Here is a 16,436-nt window from a genome sequence, read left to right on the forward strand (position 1 = left end):
CATTTAGTCTTCTCACACGCCGACCTCCGGCCGCCTGATGAGGACTCCTCCCTTGAAACTGCATTTTCCCCTTCGCCTCCTGGCGGCCTTGTCCCTGGCCGGCGCCAGCCTGTTTGCCCAGGCCGCCGACGTGACCATCGCTTACCAGACCACCGTTGACCCGGCGAAAGTCGCCCAGGCCGACGGCGCCTATGAAAAAGCTACCAACGCCAAGATCGACTGGCGCAAATTCGACAACGGTGCCGACATCATCGCCGCCATCGCTTCCGGCGACGTGCAGATCGGCTACCTTGGTTCCAGCCCGCTGACCGCTGCGGTTACCCGCAAGGTGCCGGTAGAAACCTTCCTGATCGCGACCCAGATCGGCGGTGCCGAAGCCCTGGTGGCGCGCAACGGTTCCGGGATCAACAGCCCGCAGGACCTGATCGGCAAGAAAGTCGCCGTGCCGTTTGTTTCCACCGGCCACTACAGCCTGCTGGCCGCGTTGAAGCACTGGAACATCGACCCTTCGAAAGTGACCATCCTCAACCTCGCCCCGCCGGCCATCATCGCCGCCTGGAAGCGTGGTGATATCGACGCCACCTACGTGTGGGACCCGGCCCTGGGCGTCGCCAAGGAAAACGGCAAGGTGTTGATCACCTCCGGCGAACTGGCCAAGTTCGGCGCGCCGACCTTCGATGCCTGGATCGTACGTAAGGATTTCGCCGAGAAGCACCCGGAAATCGTCACGGCTTTTGCCAAGGTCACCCTGGATGCCTACGCCGCTTACCGCAAAGACCCACAAGCCTGGCTGGCTGACAAAGGCAACGTCGACAAACTGGTGAAGCTCTCCGGGGCCAAGGCCAGCGACATTCCGCTGCTGCTGCAAGGCAACGTCTACCCGCTGGCGGCTGACCAGGTCACCCTGCTCGGCGCACCGACCACCAAGGCCGTCACCGACACCGCCGCGTTCCTCAAGGAACAAGGCAAGGTCGACGCCGTACTGCCGGACTACGCCCCGTACGTCAGCCCGAAGTTCATCACTAACTGATACCAGGAGTTAACCGCGATGGCCTTGCTACAACTGGAGCGCATCAGCGCACAGTACCCAGGCAGCCCGGAGCCAGTACTGGCAGATATTTCCCTGAGCCTTGGGCCCCAGCAATTACTGGTGGCCCTCGGCCCTTCCGGCAGTGGCAAGACTTCGCTGTTGAACCTGATTGCCGGTTTTGTCGAACCCAGTGCCGGGCGCATCACCCTTGACGGTGTGCCGGTAAAAGGCCCCAGCGCCGAGCGCGGCGTGGTGTTCCAGGACGACGCCCTGCTGCCCTGGCAGGACGTGCTGGCCAACGTCGGCTTCGGCCTGGAACTGGCGGGCGTGCCCAAGGCCCAGCGCGAAATCCGCGCCCGGGAAATGCTTGCCCTGGTGGACCTCGCCGGTTTCGACAGCCGTCGTATCTGGCAACTCTCCGGTGGCCAGAAGCAACGTGTCGGCCTGGCCCGCGCATTGGCCGCCGACCCACGCGTATTGCTGATGGACGAACCCTTCGGCGCCCTCGATGCCTTCACCCGCGAGCAGATGCAGGAGCTGTTGCTGCAAGTCTGGCGGCGTACGGCCAAACCCGTATTCCTGATTACCCATGACATCGAAGAAGCGGTGTTCCTCGCCACGGACCTGATCCTGCTGGCGCCCAACCCCGGGCAGATCGTCGAGCGCCTGAGCCTGGATTTCGGCCAGCGTTATGCCGCCGGTGAGTCGGCACGGGCGATCAAATCCGACCCGCGCTTTATCGAAACCCGCGAACACGTGCTGGGCAAGGTGTTCTCCCAACGGCAGGTGTCCGCATGAGCAGTTACGAATTACCGGCCACGGCCGCCAAGCCGGTGGCCAAACCCGTGGTCCCTGTACGCCGCAGCCTGAGCACCCGCTGGATCAGCGTGCTGACCCTGGTGACGCTGGTTGCCATCTGGTGGGCCGTGACCGCCAGCGGGCTGATCGAACCGCTGTTCCTGCCACCGCCTTCTGCCGTGCTGCAAAAAGGCTGGCTGCTGGCAACTACCGGCTACATGGACTCCACCCTGTGGCAGCACTTGGGCGCGAGCCTCAAGCGCATCGGCCTGGGCCTCGGTTTTGCCGTGCTGACCGCCGTGCCGGTGGGCATTGCCATCGGCTCCAATCGCATCGCCCGAGGCATTCTGGACCCGCTGATCGAGTTCTACCGGCCGATTCCACCCTTGGCTTACCTGCCGCTGATCGTGATCTGGTGCGGCATCGGCGAGCTGTCCAAGGTGCTGCTGATCTACCTGGCGATTTTTGCGCCGATCGCCATCGCTACCGCCACCGGCGTGCGCACGGTCGACCCGGCCAAATTGCGCGCCGCACAGTCGTTGGGCGCCACCCGGGCCCAGTTGATTCGCCATGTGATCCTGCCGAGCGCACTGCCCGACATCCTCACCGGCGTGCGGATTGGCCTCGGTGTGGGTTGGTCGACGTTGGTCGCCGCCGAGCTGATCGCCGCCACCAGCGGCCTGGGCTTCATGGTGCAATCCGCCGCGCAGTTCCTGGTCACCGATGTGGTGGTGCTGGGGATTCTGGTGATCGCACTGATCGCCTTCGCCATGGAAATGGGCTTGCGTGCCCTGCAGCGCAAACTGGTGCCTTGGCATGGCCAGGCACACTAAGCACATCTTCGACGAGAACCCCATGAGCAGCCTGACCGTAACGCCTCTCAGCACCGCCCTTGGCGCCCAGATCAGTGGCGTCGACATCACCCAACCGCTGACCATCGAACACCGCGACGCCATCGAACAGGCGCTGCTCAAGCATTCGGTGCTGTTCTTCCGCAACCAGCCGATCAACCCGCAGCAACAGGCGCGGTTCGCGGCACATTTCGGCGACCTGCACATTCACCCGATCTACCCCAACGTGCCGGAACAGCCTGAAGTGCTGATCCTCGACACCGCCGTGACCGACGTGCGCGACAACGCCATCTGGCACACCGACGTGACCTTCCTGCCCACCCCGGCCCTCGGTGCAGTACTCAGCGCCAAGCTGCTGCCGGAGTTCGGCGGCGACACATTGTGGGCCAGCGGGATTGCTGCGTATGAGGCGTTGTCCGAGCCGTTCAAAAAACTGCTGGACGGCTTGACCGCGACCCACGACTTCACGCGCTCCTTCCCGCTGGAACGCTACGGCAACACGCCGCAAGACCTGGCGCGCTGGGAAGAAGCCCGGCGCAAGAACCCGCCACTGTCCCATCCGGTGATTCGTACGCACCCGGTGAGCGGGCGCAAATCGCTGTTCGTCAGTGAGGGGTTCACCAGCAAGATCAACGAACTGGAGCCGGCGGAAAGCGAAGCGGTGCTGAAGCTGTTGTTTGCCCATGCCACCCGGCCGGAGTTCACCATTCGCTGGCGCTGGCAGGAAAATGACGTGGCGTTTTGGGACAACCGCGTGACCCAGCACTACGCCGTGGATGACTACCGGCCGCAACGGCGGGTGATGCATCGGGCAACGATTTTGGGGGATGTGCCGTTTTAGGGGGCTCCCGCCGTACATGACAACATCCCAGCCTTTAAACTGGATAAAAAAACAGTAGACCACTTCCATAACGAATAAATATGGAGTAAAAATCCGTTTACCGAATAGTGAGTGGTGTTTTCATGGTCACAAAAGAAGAAATACAAGAGTTCATTCGCGCGCAGGTAGACAGGGAGTTTTTCGAGGAGTTGGGGGTATTACTCCCTCAGACCTTTCAAAAAGCGCTTAAGGAAACTCAAGAGCTATTGATTCATACGCCACCTGAAGATTTGCGAGGGCATTTACGGCACTCTCTGATCCAAGAAGCCTTGGCGGGCATGACAAGATGGAACCCAATTCTTAAAACAACCGATCCAAAAGGGCACAACTATGTGCTCCTTGAGCTCGGCTCGCTGCGTATTACGGCTGTGGTGTTGCCATGGCAAAAAGAAATCCGCACAGCCAAACATCGAAACGAGCTAAAAACGCTGAATGAATCTCTGGCGTCGGCTCAGATGGATTGGATTGACGGGCTCACACAAACCGTCACCGAACAATTGATTCACGCGCTTGTCGTAGTCCATGCGCCCCCGCCGCGCATCGGAGATCAATCTGAACCGCGAGCAATCATGATGGCCGTGCCATATTTCAACGGCAACGGATTCCATATGAATTGCACCTTCGACGATTTGCTTCAAAGCTATTCTGAAAACGAGACAGTTCAGCAGGAACCGGTTGAACTGGTGAAGTTACGAGATAAGATGCGCCGCGCGGAAGAAACCGACGAGCAAGCTGATGACGAGCAAAACGCCAAGAGGTAAACCATGAGAACGGGAGTCGCGGGCTTTCAGTCAGAGCGCCTCAAGCAGTTGCGCCTGGCATTTGGTATGACCCAAACGGCTTTGGCCGAGATGGTGGGACGCGCCTCTGGAAATATTTCCAAGTGGGAAAATGGCCTGCAGGTTCCAGAGGTTGATGCCTTTCAGCGTTTATGCGAGGTCTTTGGCGTGAGTGAAAATTGGCTCCTTGAAGAGCAAATTGCTCATCACGAAAACACACCATTTTTCTTTCGGTCACAGGTCAGCACCACAACCAACGCGAGAGAAATAGCTGAAGTACGCTTAGAGTGGCTGCAAGAAATTTCGTACAAGCTTCAAGAAAGTCTCGAGTTCATTGAGGTCAACGTACCCCATTTGGAAGAGCGCAACTGTGAGCTGATCTCCGACGAGGAGATCGAGCAAATGGCTAGTAAGTGCCGCCAAGCTTGGGGGCTAGGAATTGCACCAATCCCAAATGTGATTGAGGTCATGGAGAACGCTGGCATCGTTTGTGCTCGTACCTTACTTGGCCATCTGAAAATGGATGGCGTATCAAACTGGTATAACCTTGATCGGCGCCCCTACGTGCTTCTTGTCGCAGACAAAGCGAATGGGATCAGAAATCGATTTGATGCCGCCCACGAGTTGGGACACATCGTGCTCCATAGGCATGTCTCAAAAGCTCAGTACGACTCAAATTACAACCTTCTTGAATCCCAGGCTCATCGCTTTGCAAGCGCTTTTTTGCTGCCTTCCGAGAGCTTTTTGAGAGAGGTACGCTGGCCTACTCTGGATACATTGCTAGCTCTGAAGCCACGCTGGAAAGTATCAGTGGCTGCAATGGTAAGACGTTGTCTTGACCTGAAAATCATCAACGACACCACAACCACAAGACTATGGAAAGCTCGCTCAGCAAGAGGCTGGGTCAAAGGCGAGCCTCTGGATGGCGACTTTGATTTTGAAAAGCCTCAGTTACTTAGCCGTGGCGTCAAAATGCTTATTGAAAACAAAGTGCTTTCTCGATCTCAGGTTAGACAGTTGCTGGGGCTTCCTATTCCAATATTGGAAAGCCTTTGCTGCTTGGACGAAGGTTATTTCAACCTCCCGGACAAGTCGCAGGTTATAGATATGCAGTTGAGAACCAGGTCCCCAAGGGAGACTTTCTTTAGCGACACCGCTGAAATACTCGGTTTCCCGAACAGGAAGTAACAGCCAGCCACCTTCCCTATTGCCGACAGCAAGCCCTCCCCCTTTAAAGGTCGGGCTTGTTGGCATCACTACTCAGCCGTAGACGGCTTCTCCCACAAGTTAATCCCGCCTTCCTGGGCAAACCGGTCAATCTCCGCCAGCTCTTGCGCACTGAAGCTCAGGTTCTGCAACGCGCCGACGTTTTCGATGATCTGCTCCGGCCGGCTCGCACCGATCAGGGCGCTGGTGACGCGTGGATCACGCAATGTCCACGCCAACGCCATCTGCGCCAGGCTCTGGCCACGGCGCTTGGCGATTTCATTCAACGCACGCGCATGGGCAATGTTGGCCTCGGACAAGTGCTTGGCCTGCAATGAACCGCCACCCGGACGATTCACCCGCGCATCCGCCGGTACGCCGTTGAGGTATTTGTCGGTCAGCAAACCCTGAGCCAACGGGGTAAACGCAATCACCCCGGCGCCGAATTCTTCGGTGACGTCCAGCAGGTCTTTTTCCACCCAGCGGTTGAGCAGGTTGTAGGCCGGCTGGTGGATCAGCAGCGGAACTTTCCACTCCTGAAGCAGCGCTGCGATCTCGCGGGTTTTTACCCCGGAATAGGACGAAATCCCGATGTACAACGCCTTGCCCTGTTGCACGGCGGTGGCCAGTGCACTGGCGGTTTCTTCCAGTGGGGTGTCGGCATCAAAACGGTGGGAATAGAAAATGTCCACGTAGTCGACGCCCAGGCGTTGCAGGCTCTGGTCGAGGCTCGCCAGTACGTATTTGCGCGAACCGCCGCCCTGGCCGTAAGGGCCCGGCCACATGTCCCAGCCGGCCTTGCTGGAGATGATCAGTTCATCACGGTAGTGCTTGAAGTCTTCGCGCAGCAAACGGCCAAAGTTGATCTCGGCGCTGCCGTACGGAGGGCCGTAGTTGTTGGCCAGGTCGAAGTGGTTGATACCCAGGTCGAACGCGGTGCGCAGCAAGGCGCGCTGGGTCTCGATGGGGGTGCTGTCGCCAAAGTTGTGCCACAGCCCCAGGGACAGTGCCGGCAGCACCAGTCCGCTGCGACCTACGCGGCGGTAAGGAATAGATTCATAGCGGTTTTCGGCAGCAATGTAAGTCATCGAATCCTCTCTGGTCTTATGAGCAAATAAGGCCTGGGAATAAGGATATTCCCAAGCCTTTTAAGCAGCTGAATCGCTTAAGTGTGCTTGCTCTTTGTACAGCAATTTCCTACCAGAGTGGAACGACGTAGCTCACATAGAAGCGGTTTTCATCTTGCACGGTGGCACCGGTGATATCCGGGCTGGCGTGGGCATTTCGCCAGGTTACGCCGAGGCCCTTGAGGGTGCCGGTGGGCACTTGGTATGCCACGGTGACGTTACGTTCCCATTCGCTGGTGGTGCCTTGGGTGGTGCGGATGTCATCACCGTGTGCGTAGGACGTGGCGAAGGTCAGGCCATTGAGGCCGAGCTTGCCGAAGTCATATTTGTACTGGGCCAGCCAAGTGCGCTCGCCGGCGTGCTGGAACTTGTTCAGTTGCATGTTGGTGAGTGCCGGGGTGTCGGCACCTGAACCCGGGCCCTGGTTGCTGGCACCGCTGTTCAGGCCGGAATCCAGGTACGGGAAGTCGCTGTCGCCGCTGTTTTTCTGGATGCCCAGGCCGACGGTATGGCCGTCCAGGCTGTAGCTTTCCAGCAGGCTGACGGTGGACTGGTTGATGCGGCCCTTGGAGGTGCCGTCACCGTAGAGACCGGCGGCGGAATAGTCTTTGTCGCCGGCGGCGTTTTCACCCACACCCAGGCTGCGGTACAGGCGCATGTCGGTGTCGATCGCGCCGACAGGCAAGGCGTCATGGCGCTTGGCACCGAGGAAGAACTGCTGGTAGTAATCCTCAAGGTTCGAGTACCACAGGCTGACGGTGGTGTCCGGCAAGCCTTTGTAGTCCGCACCGCCGTAGAGGAAGCGATCACTCTCTTTGGTGCCGCCGGCGGTGATCATGCCCTGGTCGCCGGTTTCGTTGCGGATCTTGGTCTTGAGGATGTCACCGGCGGTAAAGGTGAAGTCGGTCAAGTCTTTGGAAACCAACTGCACGCCGGTGTTGGTCTGCTGGTACAGGCGGCCGTCGGTGTTGGCCAGGACCGGGTTGTTGCCGTAGAGCGTACCGACGCGCAATTCATCCTGGGCGAAACGCATCTTGAAGGTCGGGCTGAGCACGCCGAACTGGTCGGCCGATTTGCCGTCATCCAGCGGGAACATACTGCCGGGGTAGCGGCCCTGGTGATCCTTGTCGTTGAGGTCGCCACCGGAGTCCAGTTTCAAACCGTAGAACGCCTGCAGGTCCAGACCAAAACCTACGGTGCCTTCGGTGTAGCCCGACTTGAAGTTGAATTCAAAACCCTGGCCCCAGTCACGGATGCTGTGGGCCTTGTTATTGCTGTTCACCACATCGCGCCCCTGCTGATTGAGGTAGCGGTTGAGCAGGGTCACGTCGGCGTGGCTGTCATCGATAAAATCGGCGTGGGCGGACAGCATAAAGCTCGCCATGGCGGCACCCACCATGGGGCTTAATAACGTCTTCATTGGTACCGGTCTCCGTCACTGTTCTGAAATGAAAGCGTCAAACGCTTCACACAATTAGGCGATGGCCATGTGACAGTTCGGAGTCAAAACACCCTTTACCCGGATGAAATTAAATTTAAGAAACCCAGTAAGTACGCGGGTTAGCGGGCAGTGGCGAAGATTTCGGCGAGCCAATCGACGAACACTCGCACCCTCGGCGACATGTGTCGGTTCTGCGGGTAAAGCACCGACACCGGCATCAAGGGCGGCGGTGTATCGGTGAGGATTTCCTGCATCACGCCCTGGGAAATCAGCTCGGCCATGCGGTAGTGCGGGCACTGGATAATGCCCAGTCCGGCCACCGCGCTGGCGGAATAAATCTCTGCGCCGAACACCGACAGCGCCCCCTCGATCGTGACTTCCTGCACCTGGCCGTCGACCACGAATTCGAACGGAAACAGCTTGGCGGTGGTGCGCGAAACGTAGTTCACCGCCCGGTGCTCACCCAGGTCGTCGAGGCTTTTCGGCTCGCCGTATTTGCGCAGGTACGCCGGGCTCGCGCAGGTCACCTGGCGCAGCGTCGCGACACGCCTGCCGATCAACGCCGAATCCCCCAGGGTGCCTGCCCGCAGCACGCAATCCACGCCTTCGGCGATCAAGTCGACGAAGCGGTCCGCCTCGCTGATGGACAGTTCGATTTCCGGGTAGCGCGCCATGAATTGCGGGAGTGCCGGGATCACGAAGTACTTGGCCAGGGTGCCGTGCAAATCCACGCGCAGGCGGCCCTTGGGCGCCACCGAACGGAACGCCAGTTCCGCCTCTTCCAGCTCGGCCAGCAGCTGCACGCAACGCAGGTAATAGGCTTCGCCATCGAGCGTTGGGCGCACGCGGCGGGTGCTGCGCTCCAGCAACCGCGTGCCCAGCCAGGCTTCGAACTGGTTGAGGGTGTGGGTCAGGGTCGCGCGCGGCAGGTTCAGGTCATCCGCGGCGAGCGTGAAGCTGCTGCGCTCGTAGATTCGTACGAACACCTTCATCGCTTTGACCTGGTCCACGTTGAGTCTCCATTGTTGGCGATTTTTGAACAGTCAAGGCAACTCTGGCGCATTTATCGGCTTGGGTAAACATGTGAATCTGCTTCCACACCCAGCCACTCTCCCAAGGAAACCTGATCATGACCACTCAAGTTGCTATCATTACCGGCGCCTCCCGTGGCATCGGCGCCGTGATTGCCAAACAACTGGCCGCCGACGGTTATGCCGTCGCGATCAACTACGCCAGCAGCGCCACTGAAGCGTCGAAACTGGTGGTGGAGTTGCGCCAGGCCGGGCACCAAGCCATAGCGATCCAGGGCGACGTGGCCAGCGCCGCCGACGTCAAGCGCCTGTTCGACGAGACCGAAGCCCAACTGGGCAAGGTCGATGTGCTGATCAACAACGCCGGGATTCTCAAGGTACTGCCGCTGGCCCAGCACAGTGATGAGCTCTACAACCAGAACTTCGATATCCACACCCGTGGCACCTTCAACGCCCTGCGTGAAGCGGCGACCCGCCTGAATGACGGCGGGCGCATCGTCAACTTTTCCAGCAGCACCGTCGGCCTCAATTTCCCCGGCTACGCGGTGTACATCGCCAGCAAGGCAGCCGTGGAATCCCTGACCCAAGTGTTCGCCAAGGAAATGCGCGGCCGTCGCATCACCGTCAACGCCGTGGCCCCCGGCCCGGTGGCTACCGAGCTGTTCCTGCATGGCAAAAGCGAAGAGCAGATCCAGGGCCTGGCCAAGATGGCGCCACTGGAACGCCTTGGCCAACCCGAAGATATCGCCCGCGTGGTGTCGTTCCTGGTGAGCCCGGCCGGTGCCTGGGTAAACGGGCAAATCCTGCGGGCCAATGGCGGCCTGGTCTGAAACCACACAACCACTCACTCTACGACGCACTAATATTGTGGCGAGGGAGCTTGCTCCCGCTGGAGTGCGTAGCCCTCCCAAGATTTTGGGGCCGCTTCGCAGCCCAACGGGAGCAAGCTGCCTCGCCACAGATTTGGTGTTCACTGTGAATCAGCGGGTATCAGGAGACTTCAGCCATGCACACCGCACTCGTCATCACCTCCGGCCTGATCCTGCTCGTGTTGATGCTGTTTATCGGCCAAAAGCTTGGCGTCAGCCGGCACATTCTGGCCTACAGCTTTGTCGGGGTCTGGCTGGTGGTGGCGGTGGTAAACGGCGCGGTAGGCGTGGTCACTGCCGGCCAGCCCCTGGTCTCGGAGCTGGTGATCGGCAGTGTGGTGTTTGGTGCGCCGTTGGTGGCACTGGCCCTGTTTATCAGGGCCTGAGCCTCAGCGAACCAGATGCAGGAACTGCATGTGCCGTTCGTACTGGTCGAGGATGTCGTTGATGATCTGCTCCTTGGTGTAGCCCACCAGGTCGTAGTCCTGGCTGCCCTCACTCAAGTGCACTTCCGCGCGGTAGTAGCGGCGGTTGTTGAGTTGCTTGGAACCCATGCCGCCCCGTGCGAATGACGGCGTGAAATAGCCGCGCATCTGCACCTGGTACACGAACGGATGCTGTTCACCATGACCGATTTCCAGGCTGACGCTGTCGTTGGCCGGGTCGGGCTGGGTGACGACACTCAGGCCCTTCTCGACAAACACCGCCGTCACTTCTTCGATCGCCGGACGCACCGTGGTCTCAAGGAAGCGATACACCTCATCCCGTGACGGGAAATGCACCGCCTGGCTCAAGCGCTGGCGCCAACCGCCCGTGCCTTTACGCGAGCCCGACACTGGCGCAAGGGAATGCATCTGCGCGATCTGCTTCTGCGACTCAAGGTAGAACGCCTTGTGCAGCCCCCACATCATCAGCAGCAAAATCATCGAGAACGGCAGCGAGGTCAGCACCACGGCCGACTTGAGCGAGTCGATACTGCCGGCAAACAGCAGCGCGCTGGTGACCAACGCCGTCATCGCGCCCCAGAACACCCGCAGCCACTTCGGCCCGTCTTCATCGGCGTTGCCGCCTTTGGCCGACAAGGTCGAGAGCACCACAGTGCCGGAGTCGGCCGAGGTGACGAAGAACACGAAGCTGATAAACACCGTGACCGCGATGACCGTCTTGCTCCACGGGTAGGTTTCCAGCAGCAGGTACAGGCTCATCGATGGATCATCGATGGCCGACTGCCCCAGCGCCGTGAGGCCGTGGTTGAGCACCTGGTCGATGGCACTGTTGCCGAAGATCGACATCCACGCCAGGGTGAAACCCAACGGGATCAACAGCACGCCGAAGACGAATTCGCGGATGGTACGACCGCGGGAAATACGCGCGATAAACAGGCCCACGAACGGCGACCATGCGATCCACCAGGCCCAATAGAACACGGTCCAGCCGCCCAGCCAGTCGCTGGGTTTGTCATAGGCGTAAAGGTCGAAACTCTTGGTCGGCAACGCGCCCAGGTAGTCGCCAATGTTTTGGATCAGGGTGTTCAGCAAGTGCTGAGTGGGCCCGGCGAACAACACGAACAGCAGCAGCGCACAGGCCAGCAGCATGTTGATGTCGGACATCACCCGCACGCCCTTGTCGACGCCGGAAACGGCCACCAGGATCGCTGCGCCCATCATCAAGGTGATAAGGCCGACCTGGATCCACTGGGTGTGGGCCACGCCGAACAGGTAGTCGAGCCCGGAGTTGAGGTGCAACACACCGAAGCCCATGTCGGCGCCGAGGCCGAACACCGTGGCGATGATGCCGAAGCCGTCCACCGCGTAGCCGATGGGGCCGTTGATGCGCTTGCCGATCAGCGGGTACAGCGCCGAGCGCAACGCCAGCGGCAGGTTGTGCCGGTAGGCGAAATACGCCAGGGCCATGCCGACGAAGGCGAACACGCCCCAGCCATGCAGGCCCCAATGCAGAAACAGGATCTGCATGGCCTGGCGCGCAGCGTCACCGTTCAAGGCTTCGCCCTGGGGCGGTTGCACCAGGTGCGTCAATGGCTCGGAAACGCAGAAGAAAAACAGCGTGATGCTGATGCCGGCGGCGAACAGCATGCCGGCCCAGGACAGGTAACTGAATTCGGGCTCGTCGTGGTCGGCACCGAGTTTGATCTTGCCGTAGCCCGATAACGCGGTGACCACCACGAAGACCAGATACAGGGTCATCGCCAGCATGTAGTACCAGCCGACCGTATTGGCCGCCCAGTTTTGTGCCGCCAGCAGCCAGGCGCCGGCTTGTTCGGGAATCGCGATGACGGTCAGGCCGAACAGCAGGATGAAGCTCGCGGCGAAGTAAAACACCGGCGGGTTCATGCGGACCAGACCGCTGGAAGGTGTGGACGATGCACTCATGTAGGGCGCACCTCAAGGGTGTGGGATGTGGCTGTGAAAAACAGACTCAGCAAAGGTAAGCCTCCTGTTGTGAGCGGGCAGCGAACCACCGATTTAACTTGAACGAACAGTCAAGTTAAACATGGATAGGGGTTTGAGGACTAATCGCAGGGCCGAGTGGTAGGTGTTTCCTACACTAGCTCAAGGAAAGGTATGACGTGTGGGGATGACAAAACGTTCAGCGATTGCTGAGTGAAATACTGGCCGAGACTGGAATGCGATCCATTGTGGGAGCTGGCAAGCCAGCTCCCACATTTGATCTGTGTGATCGTTAGAGAGAGCAGTGTTTTACTTCTGCGTCCCGTCATCATGCTGCAGGTTCGCCTGGGTCAGGTTCGCCCCCGCCGGCACGCTGCGCGTCAGCCACACGTTGCCGCCAATGGTCGAACCCTTGCCAATCGTGATCCGCCCCAGGATCGTCGCCCCGGCGTAGATCACCACATCATCCTCAACAATCGGATGCCGCGGATGGCCCTTCTGCAACTGCCCGTCTTCATCCGCCGGGAAGCGCTTGGCGCCCAGGGTCACGGCCTGGTAGATCCGCACCCGCTCGCCGATGATCGCGGTCTCGCCAATCACCACACCCGTCCCGTGGTCGATAAAGAAGCTCGGGCCGATCTGCGCGCCGGGGTGGATATCAATCCCGGTCGCCGAGTGCGCGATTTCCGCACTGATGCGCGCCAGCAACGGCAAGCCCGCACGGTACAGGTGGTGAGCCAGCCGATGGTGAATCACCGCCAGGATGCCCGGGTAGCACAACAGCACTTCATCCACGCTGCGGGCCGCCGGGTCGCCGTGGTAGGCGGCAAGTACGTCGGTATCCAGCAGGCTGCGCAAGGCGGGCAACGCCAGGGCGAAATCCTGAATCAGGTGGATCGCATGGGCGTCCACCTCGCTGTCATCCTGGCCACCTTGCCGCGCGGCGTAACGCAACTCCAGCCGCGCCTGGGCGAGCAACGCATTCAGCGCCACATCCAGGGTGTGGCCGACGTAGAAGTCTTCACTCTCTTCACGCAAATCCACCGGCCCCAGACGCATGGGGAACAGCGCACCGCACAACGCCTCGAGAATCTGCGCCACGGCTTCCCGTGAAGGCAGCTCGCGCCCGCCCTGCTCGCCGCTGACCCGGCCGTTGCGGGTGCGCCACTGGTCCCGGGCGCTGCGCAGCTGGCTGACGATGGTCTGTAATTGCCAATGACTGGAACGCTCACTCACGGTCTTCACTCCTGACGAAATGCCCATCACTTTACGGCAAGGCACCTGAGCGCCCTTAAGAACCAATAGTGCAATGCTAATAACCCATCGACATAAGCGATTGACGGTTGCCCACGCAAAAGTGCCTGCCTATAGTCGGTGCATCTCTGACCACCCGTGCGTAGCCATGATCAAACAACAGCTCGACCGCTTTAACCGTCTGGAACTGCTGGGCGGCGCCACCGCCCTGGAAAAACTCGAGCGGCTGTCGGCCTGGCTGGGGCGTGATATCTACGTCAAACGCGACGACACCACGCCGCTGGCCCTGGGCGGTAACAAGCTGCGCAAACTCGAATACCTTGCCGCCGATGCGATTGCCCAAGGCGCCGATACCCTGGTGACCGCCGGCGCGATCCAGTCCAACCACGTCCGCCAAACCGCCGCGCTGGCGGCCAAGCTCGGCCTGGGTTGCGTCGCGCTGCTGGAAAACCCGACAGGCACCGAAGACCCCAACTACCTGGCCAACGGCAACCGCCTGTTGCTGGAACTGTTCGACGCCAAGGTCGAGTTGGTGGAAAACCTGGACGACGTCGACGCCCAGCTCAACGCCCTCGCCGACCGCCTGCGCAGCAACGGCAAGAAGCCGTACCTGGTGCCCATCGGCGGCTCCAACGCCCTGGGCGCCCTGGGTTATGTACGCGCCGGGCTGGAACTGGCCGGGCAGATCGAAGACAGCGGTATCAAGTTCTCCACCGTGGTGCTGGCTTCCGGCAGCGCCGGCACCCACAGCGGCCTGGCATTGGCGCTGAGCGAAGTACTGCCGGACCTGCAAGTGATTGGCGTCACCGTGTCCCGTACCGACGAAGCCCAGCGCCCCAAGGTGCAAGGCCTGGCCGAGCGCACGGCCGAATTGCTCGGCGTGCCGGTACCGGACGCGTTCAAGGTGATCCTGTGGGATGAGTACTTCGCCCCCCGTTATGGCGAGCCGAGTGCCGGCACGCTGGCGGCGATCAAGCTGGTGGCCAGTCAGGAAGGCCTGCTGCTGGACCCGGTCTACACTGGCAAGGCCATGGCCGGCTTGCTGGATGGCATTGGTCGCCAGCGCTTTGAAGAGGGGCCGATCATCTTCCTGCATACCGGCGGTGCACCGGCGTTGTTTGCATATGATTCAAGCTTTTGATATTCCATAAAAGAATATCAATCTGATTTTATATTATTTTCAAGTCTTAAAAACCGGCTTTATAGTCGCGCCGTAGGCGAAGACGCGCATCTCGCTTTAAGGCAGGATACGACTACCGCGTCACCTGCATCGCTCAACATAAAAAACACAGGGGCTCTTCATGACTATTTCTGTATTCCGTCGCACGTTACTGGTTGGCACGTTGGGGCTGGCGCTAGGCGCCGGGTGGCTCGGTCAGGCAGTGGCCGGCGAGCAGTTGGATAACATCAAGAAAGCCGGCGAAATCAAGATTGGCCTGGAAGGCACCTACCCGCCGTTCAGCTTCGTCGATGAAAGCGGCAAGCTCAGCGGTTTCGAGGTCGAGTTGTCTGAAGCCCTGGCCAAGAAGCTGGGCGTCAAGGTCAAGCTGCAAGCCACTCCGTGGGACGGCATTCTCGCCGCCCTGGAATCCAAGCGCCTGGACGCGGTCGTCAACCAGGTGACCATCTCCGACGCGCGCAAGGCAAAGTATGATTTCTCCACGCCGTACACCGTCTCCGGTATTCAGGCGCTGACCCTGGCGAAGAACGTCGACACCATCAAGACCGCCGACGACCTGGCCGGCAAGAAAATCGGTGTGGGCCTGGGCACCAACTACGAACAATGGCTCAAGGAAAACCAACCGAAAGCCATCGTCAAAACCTACAACGATGACCCAACCAAGTTCCAGGACCTGCGCATCGGCCGTGTCGACGCCATCCTGATCGACCGCCTGGCCGCGCTGGAATACGCCAAGAAAGCCAAGGACACCGCCGCTGCAGGCGCTGCGTTCTCCCGCCAGGAAGCCGGCATTGCCCTGCGCAAAGGCGAGCCTGAACTGCTGGCTGCGGTGAACAAGGCCCTCGACGAACTGCGTGCCGACGGTACCTTGAAGAAGCTGTCCGAGAAGTACTTCAACGCTGACGTTACTCAATAATGGAAGCAGGTTTCCAACTCGCGCTGGACTCCGCGCCCTTTCTGCTCAAGGGCGCGTATTTCACGGTAATTCTTAGCCTTGGCGGGATGTTTTTCGGCTTGCTGCTGGGCTTTGGCCTGGCCTTGATGCGCCTGTCGCGCTTCAAGTTGCTGAGCTGGATCGCCCGGGTCTATGTGTCGTTCTTTCGCGGCACGCCCTTGCTGGTACAGCTGTTCCTGATCTACTACGGCTTGCCGCAAGTGGGCATCGAGCTGGATCCGATCCCGGCGGCCATGATCGGCTTCTCGCTGAACATGGCCGCTTATGCCTGTGAAATCCTGCGTGCCGCCATCGGTTCCATCGAGCGCGGCCAGTGGGAAGCTGCGGCCAGTATCGGCATGACCCGTGCGCAGACCCTGCGCCGGGCCATCCTGCCACAGGCCATGCGCACGGCCTTGCCGCCGTTGGGCAACAGCTTTATTTCCCTGGTCAAGGACACCGCCCTGGCCGCCACCATCCAGGTGCCGGAGTTGTTCCGCCAGGCGCAACTGGTCTCGGCCCGTACCTTCGAAATTTTCACCATGTATCTGTCCGCCGCCTTGATCTACTGGATTCTTGCCAGCGTTCTGGCGCACGTGCAAAACCGCCTGGAAGCACGAGTCAACCGGCATGACCTGGAGTCTTGAA

General features: G+C 60.1%; 16 protein-coding genes. 11 read left to right on the plus strand and 5 right to left on the minus strand.

The annotated features are described in order from the left end of the window. The first annotated feature begins 52 nt into the window (after positions 1-52). The 6 genes from tauA to HKK54_RS09315 all read left to right on the plus strand — a co-directional run bounded on the left by tauA (position 53) and on the right by HKK54_RS09315 (position 5,526). Positions 53-1,030 carry a taurine ABC transporter substrate-binding protein gene (gene tauA / locus HKK54_RS09290; RefSeq protein ID WP_003213167.1) on the plus strand — a complete coding sequence of 326 codons (978 nt, stop codon included), beginning with the start codon at positions 53-55 and terminating at the stop codon, positions 1,028-1,030. A gap of 18 nt (positions 1,031-1,048) precedes the next feature. Beyond that, complete coding sequence (gene tauB, locus HKK54_RS09295; RefSeq protein WP_029615807.1) at positions 1,049-1,828, plus strand: taurine ABC transporter ATP-binding subunit; 780 nt, start codon at positions 1,049-1,051, stop codon at positions 1,826-1,828. Continuing rightward, entirely contained in the window at positions 1,825-2,661 is an 837-nt protein-coding gene (gene tauC, locus HKK54_RS09300) for a taurine ABC transporter permease TauC (protein ID WP_169386636.1), read from the plus strand. Before tauB ends, tauC begins: the two co-directional genes overlap by 4 nt. A 22-nt stretch (positions 2,662-2,683) precedes the next feature. Then, complete coding sequence (gene tauD / locus HKK54_RS09305; RefSeq protein ID WP_169389265.1) at positions 2,684-3,520, plus strand: taurine dioxygenase; 837 nt, start codon at positions 2,684-2,686, stop codon at positions 3,518-3,520. Between the two features lie 122 nt (positions 3,521-3,642). Beyond that, positions 3,643-4,320: a hypothetical protein gene (locus HKK54_RS09310; protein ID WP_169386637.1), complete on the plus strand. Its 678-nt coding sequence runs from the start codon at positions 3,643-3,645 to the stop codon at positions 4,318-4,320. Positions 4,321-4,323: 3 nt separating this feature from the next. Beyond that, the gene (locus HKK54_RS09315) at positions 4,324-5,526 is read left to right on the plus strand and encodes a helix-turn-helix domain-containing protein (protein ID WP_169386638.1); all 1,203 of its coding nucleotides are present in this window, start codon (positions 4,324-4,326) and stop codon (positions 5,524-5,526) included. 68 nt (positions 5,527-5,594) lie between these two features. Here HKK54_RS09315 and mgrA read toward each other — a convergent pair whose 3' ends face one another. The 3 genes from mgrA to HKK54_RS09330 all read right to left on the minus strand — a co-directional run bounded on the left by mgrA (position 5,595) and on the right by HKK54_RS09330 (position 9,122). Beyond that, positions 5,595-6,632, minus strand: coding sequence for an L-glyceraldehyde 3-phosphate reductase (gene mgrA, locus HKK54_RS09320; protein WP_169386639.1), 1,038 nt, complete (start codon positions 6,630-6,632; stop codon positions 5,595-5,597). Positions 6,633-6,741: 109 nt separating this feature from the next. Continuing rightward, the gene (locus HKK54_RS09325) at positions 6,742-8,070 is read right to left on the minus strand and encodes an OprD family outer membrane porin (protein WP_178121018.1); all 1,329 of its coding nucleotides are present in this window, start codon (positions 8,068-8,070) and stop codon (positions 6,742-6,744) included. 161 nt (positions 8,071-8,231) lie between these two features. Continuing rightward, on the minus strand, positions 8,232-9,122 hold the full coding sequence (locus HKK54_RS09330) for a LysR family transcriptional regulator (protein WP_169386641.1): 891 nt from the start codon (positions 9,120-9,122) through the stop codon (positions 8,232-8,234). A 119-nt stretch (positions 9,123-9,241) separates the two neighbouring features. Here HKK54_RS09330 and HKK54_RS09335 point away from each other — a divergent pair, with 119 nt between their 5' ends. Together HKK54_RS09335 and HKK54_RS09340 are read left to right on the plus strand one after the other, a co-directional pair. Next, complete coding sequence (locus HKK54_RS09335) at positions 9,242-9,973, plus strand: SDR family oxidoreductase (protein ID WP_010168919.1); 732 nt, start codon at positions 9,242-9,244, stop codon at positions 9,971-9,973. Positions 9,974-10,149: 176 nt separating this feature from the next. Then, positions 10,150-10,398 (plus strand): hypothetical protein, encoded by a 249-nt coding sequence (locus tag HKK54_RS09340; protein ID WP_010168918.1) that lies wholly within the window; start codon positions 10,150-10,152, stop codon positions 10,396-10,398. A gap of 3 nt (positions 10,399-10,401) precedes the next feature. Here the strand turns inward: HKK54_RS09340 and betT are convergent, their stop codons facing one another. After that, entirely contained in the window at positions 10,402-12,363 is a 1,962-nt protein-coding gene (gene betT, locus HKK54_RS09345; RefSeq protein WP_169389266.1) for a choline transporter BetT, read from the minus strand. Between the two features lie 366 nt (positions 12,364-12,729). Further along, a complete protein-coding gene (gene epsC / locus HKK54_RS09350) occupies positions 12,730-13,656 on the minus strand; it encodes a serine O-acetyltransferase EpsC (protein ID WP_010168915.1) in 927 nt (308 codons plus the stop codon). Between the two features lie 166 nt (positions 13,657-13,822). Between epsC and HKK54_RS09355 the strand changes: the two genes are divergently transcribed. From HKK54_RS09355 to tcyL, 3 genes are all read left to right on the plus strand, one after another. After that, complete coding sequence (locus HKK54_RS09355) at positions 13,823-14,815, plus strand: D-cysteine desulfhydrase (RefSeq protein ID WP_169386642.1); 993 nt, start codon at positions 13,823-13,825, stop codon at positions 14,813-14,815. A 160-nt stretch (positions 14,816-14,975) separates the two neighbouring features. Then, positions 14,976-15,770, plus strand: a complete 795-nt coding sequence (gene tcyJ, locus HKK54_RS09360) for a cystine ABC transporter substrate-binding protein (protein WP_010168911.1) — start codon at positions 14,976-14,978, stop codon at positions 15,768-15,770. Then, positions 15,770-16,435 carry a cystine ABC transporter permease gene (tcyL, locus tag HKK54_RS09365; protein ID WP_010168909.1) on the plus strand — a complete coding sequence of 222 codons (666 nt, stop codon included), beginning with the start codon at positions 15,770-15,772 and terminating at the stop codon, positions 16,433-16,435. The genes tcyJ and tcyL overlap by 1 nt, the downstream gene beginning before the upstream one ends. The last annotated feature ends 1 nt before the right edge of the window (position 16,436 follow it).

Source organism: Pseudomonas sp. ADAK13, assembly GCF_012935715.1.
Lineage (GTDB): Bacteria > Pseudomonadota > Gammaproteobacteria > Pseudomonadales > Pseudomonadaceae > Aquipseudomonas.

What these genes read in the sequence shown, in the direction of transcription:
- tauB (WP_029615807.1), top strand. Translation starts at nt 1,049, where the DNA reads ATGGCCTTGCTACAACTGGAGCGCATCAGCGCACAGTACCCAGGCAGC.
- HKK54_RS09310 (WP_169386637.1), top strand. Translation starts at nt 3,643, where the DNA reads ATGGTCACAAAAGAAGAAATACAAGAGTTCATTCGCGCGCAGGTAGAC.
- HKK54_RS09325 (WP_178121018.1), bottom strand. Translation starts at nt 8,070, where the DNA reads ATGGTGGGTGCCGCCATGGCGAGCTTTATGCTGTCCGCCCACGCCGAT.
- HKK54_RS09340 (WP_010168918.1), top strand. Translation starts at nt 10,150, where the DNA reads ATGCACACCGCACTCGTCATCACCTCCGGCCTGATCCTGCTCGTGTTG.
- tcyL (WP_010168909.1), top strand. Translation starts at nt 15,770, where the DNA reads ATGGAAGCAGGTTTCCAACTCGCGCTGGACTCCGCGCCCTTTCTGCTC.
- tauC (WP_169386636.1), top strand. Translation starts at nt 1,825, where the DNA reads ATGAGCAGTTACGAATTACCGGCCACGGCCGCCAAGCCGGTGGCCAAA.
- tcyJ (WP_010168911.1), top strand. Translation starts at nt 14,976, where the DNA reads ATGACTATTTCTGTATTCCGTCGCACGTTACTGGTTGGCACGTTGGGG.
- betT (WP_169389266.1), bottom strand. Translation starts at nt 12,363, where the DNA reads ATGAACCCGCCGGTGTTTTACTTCGCCGCGAGCTTCATCCTGCTGTTC.
- mgrA (WP_169386639.1), bottom strand. Translation starts at nt 6,632, where the DNA reads ATGACTTACATTGCTGCCGAAAACCGCTATGAATCTATTCCTTACCGC.
- HKK54_RS09335 (WP_010168919.1), top strand. Translation starts at nt 9,242, where the DNA reads ATGACCACTCAAGTTGCTATCATTACCGGCGCCTCCCGTGGCATCGGC.
- HKK54_RS09355 (WP_169386642.1), top strand. Translation starts at nt 13,823, where the DNA reads ATGATCAAACAACAGCTCGACCGCTTTAACCGTCTGGAACTGCTGGGC.
- HKK54_RS09315 (WP_169386638.1), top strand. Translation starts at nt 4,324, where the DNA reads ATGAGAACGGGAGTCGCGGGCTTTCAGTCAGAGCGCCTCAAGCAGTTG.
- tauD (WP_169389265.1), top strand. Translation starts at nt 2,684, where the DNA reads ATGAGCAGCCTGACCGTAACGCCTCTCAGCACCGCCCTTGGCGCCCAG.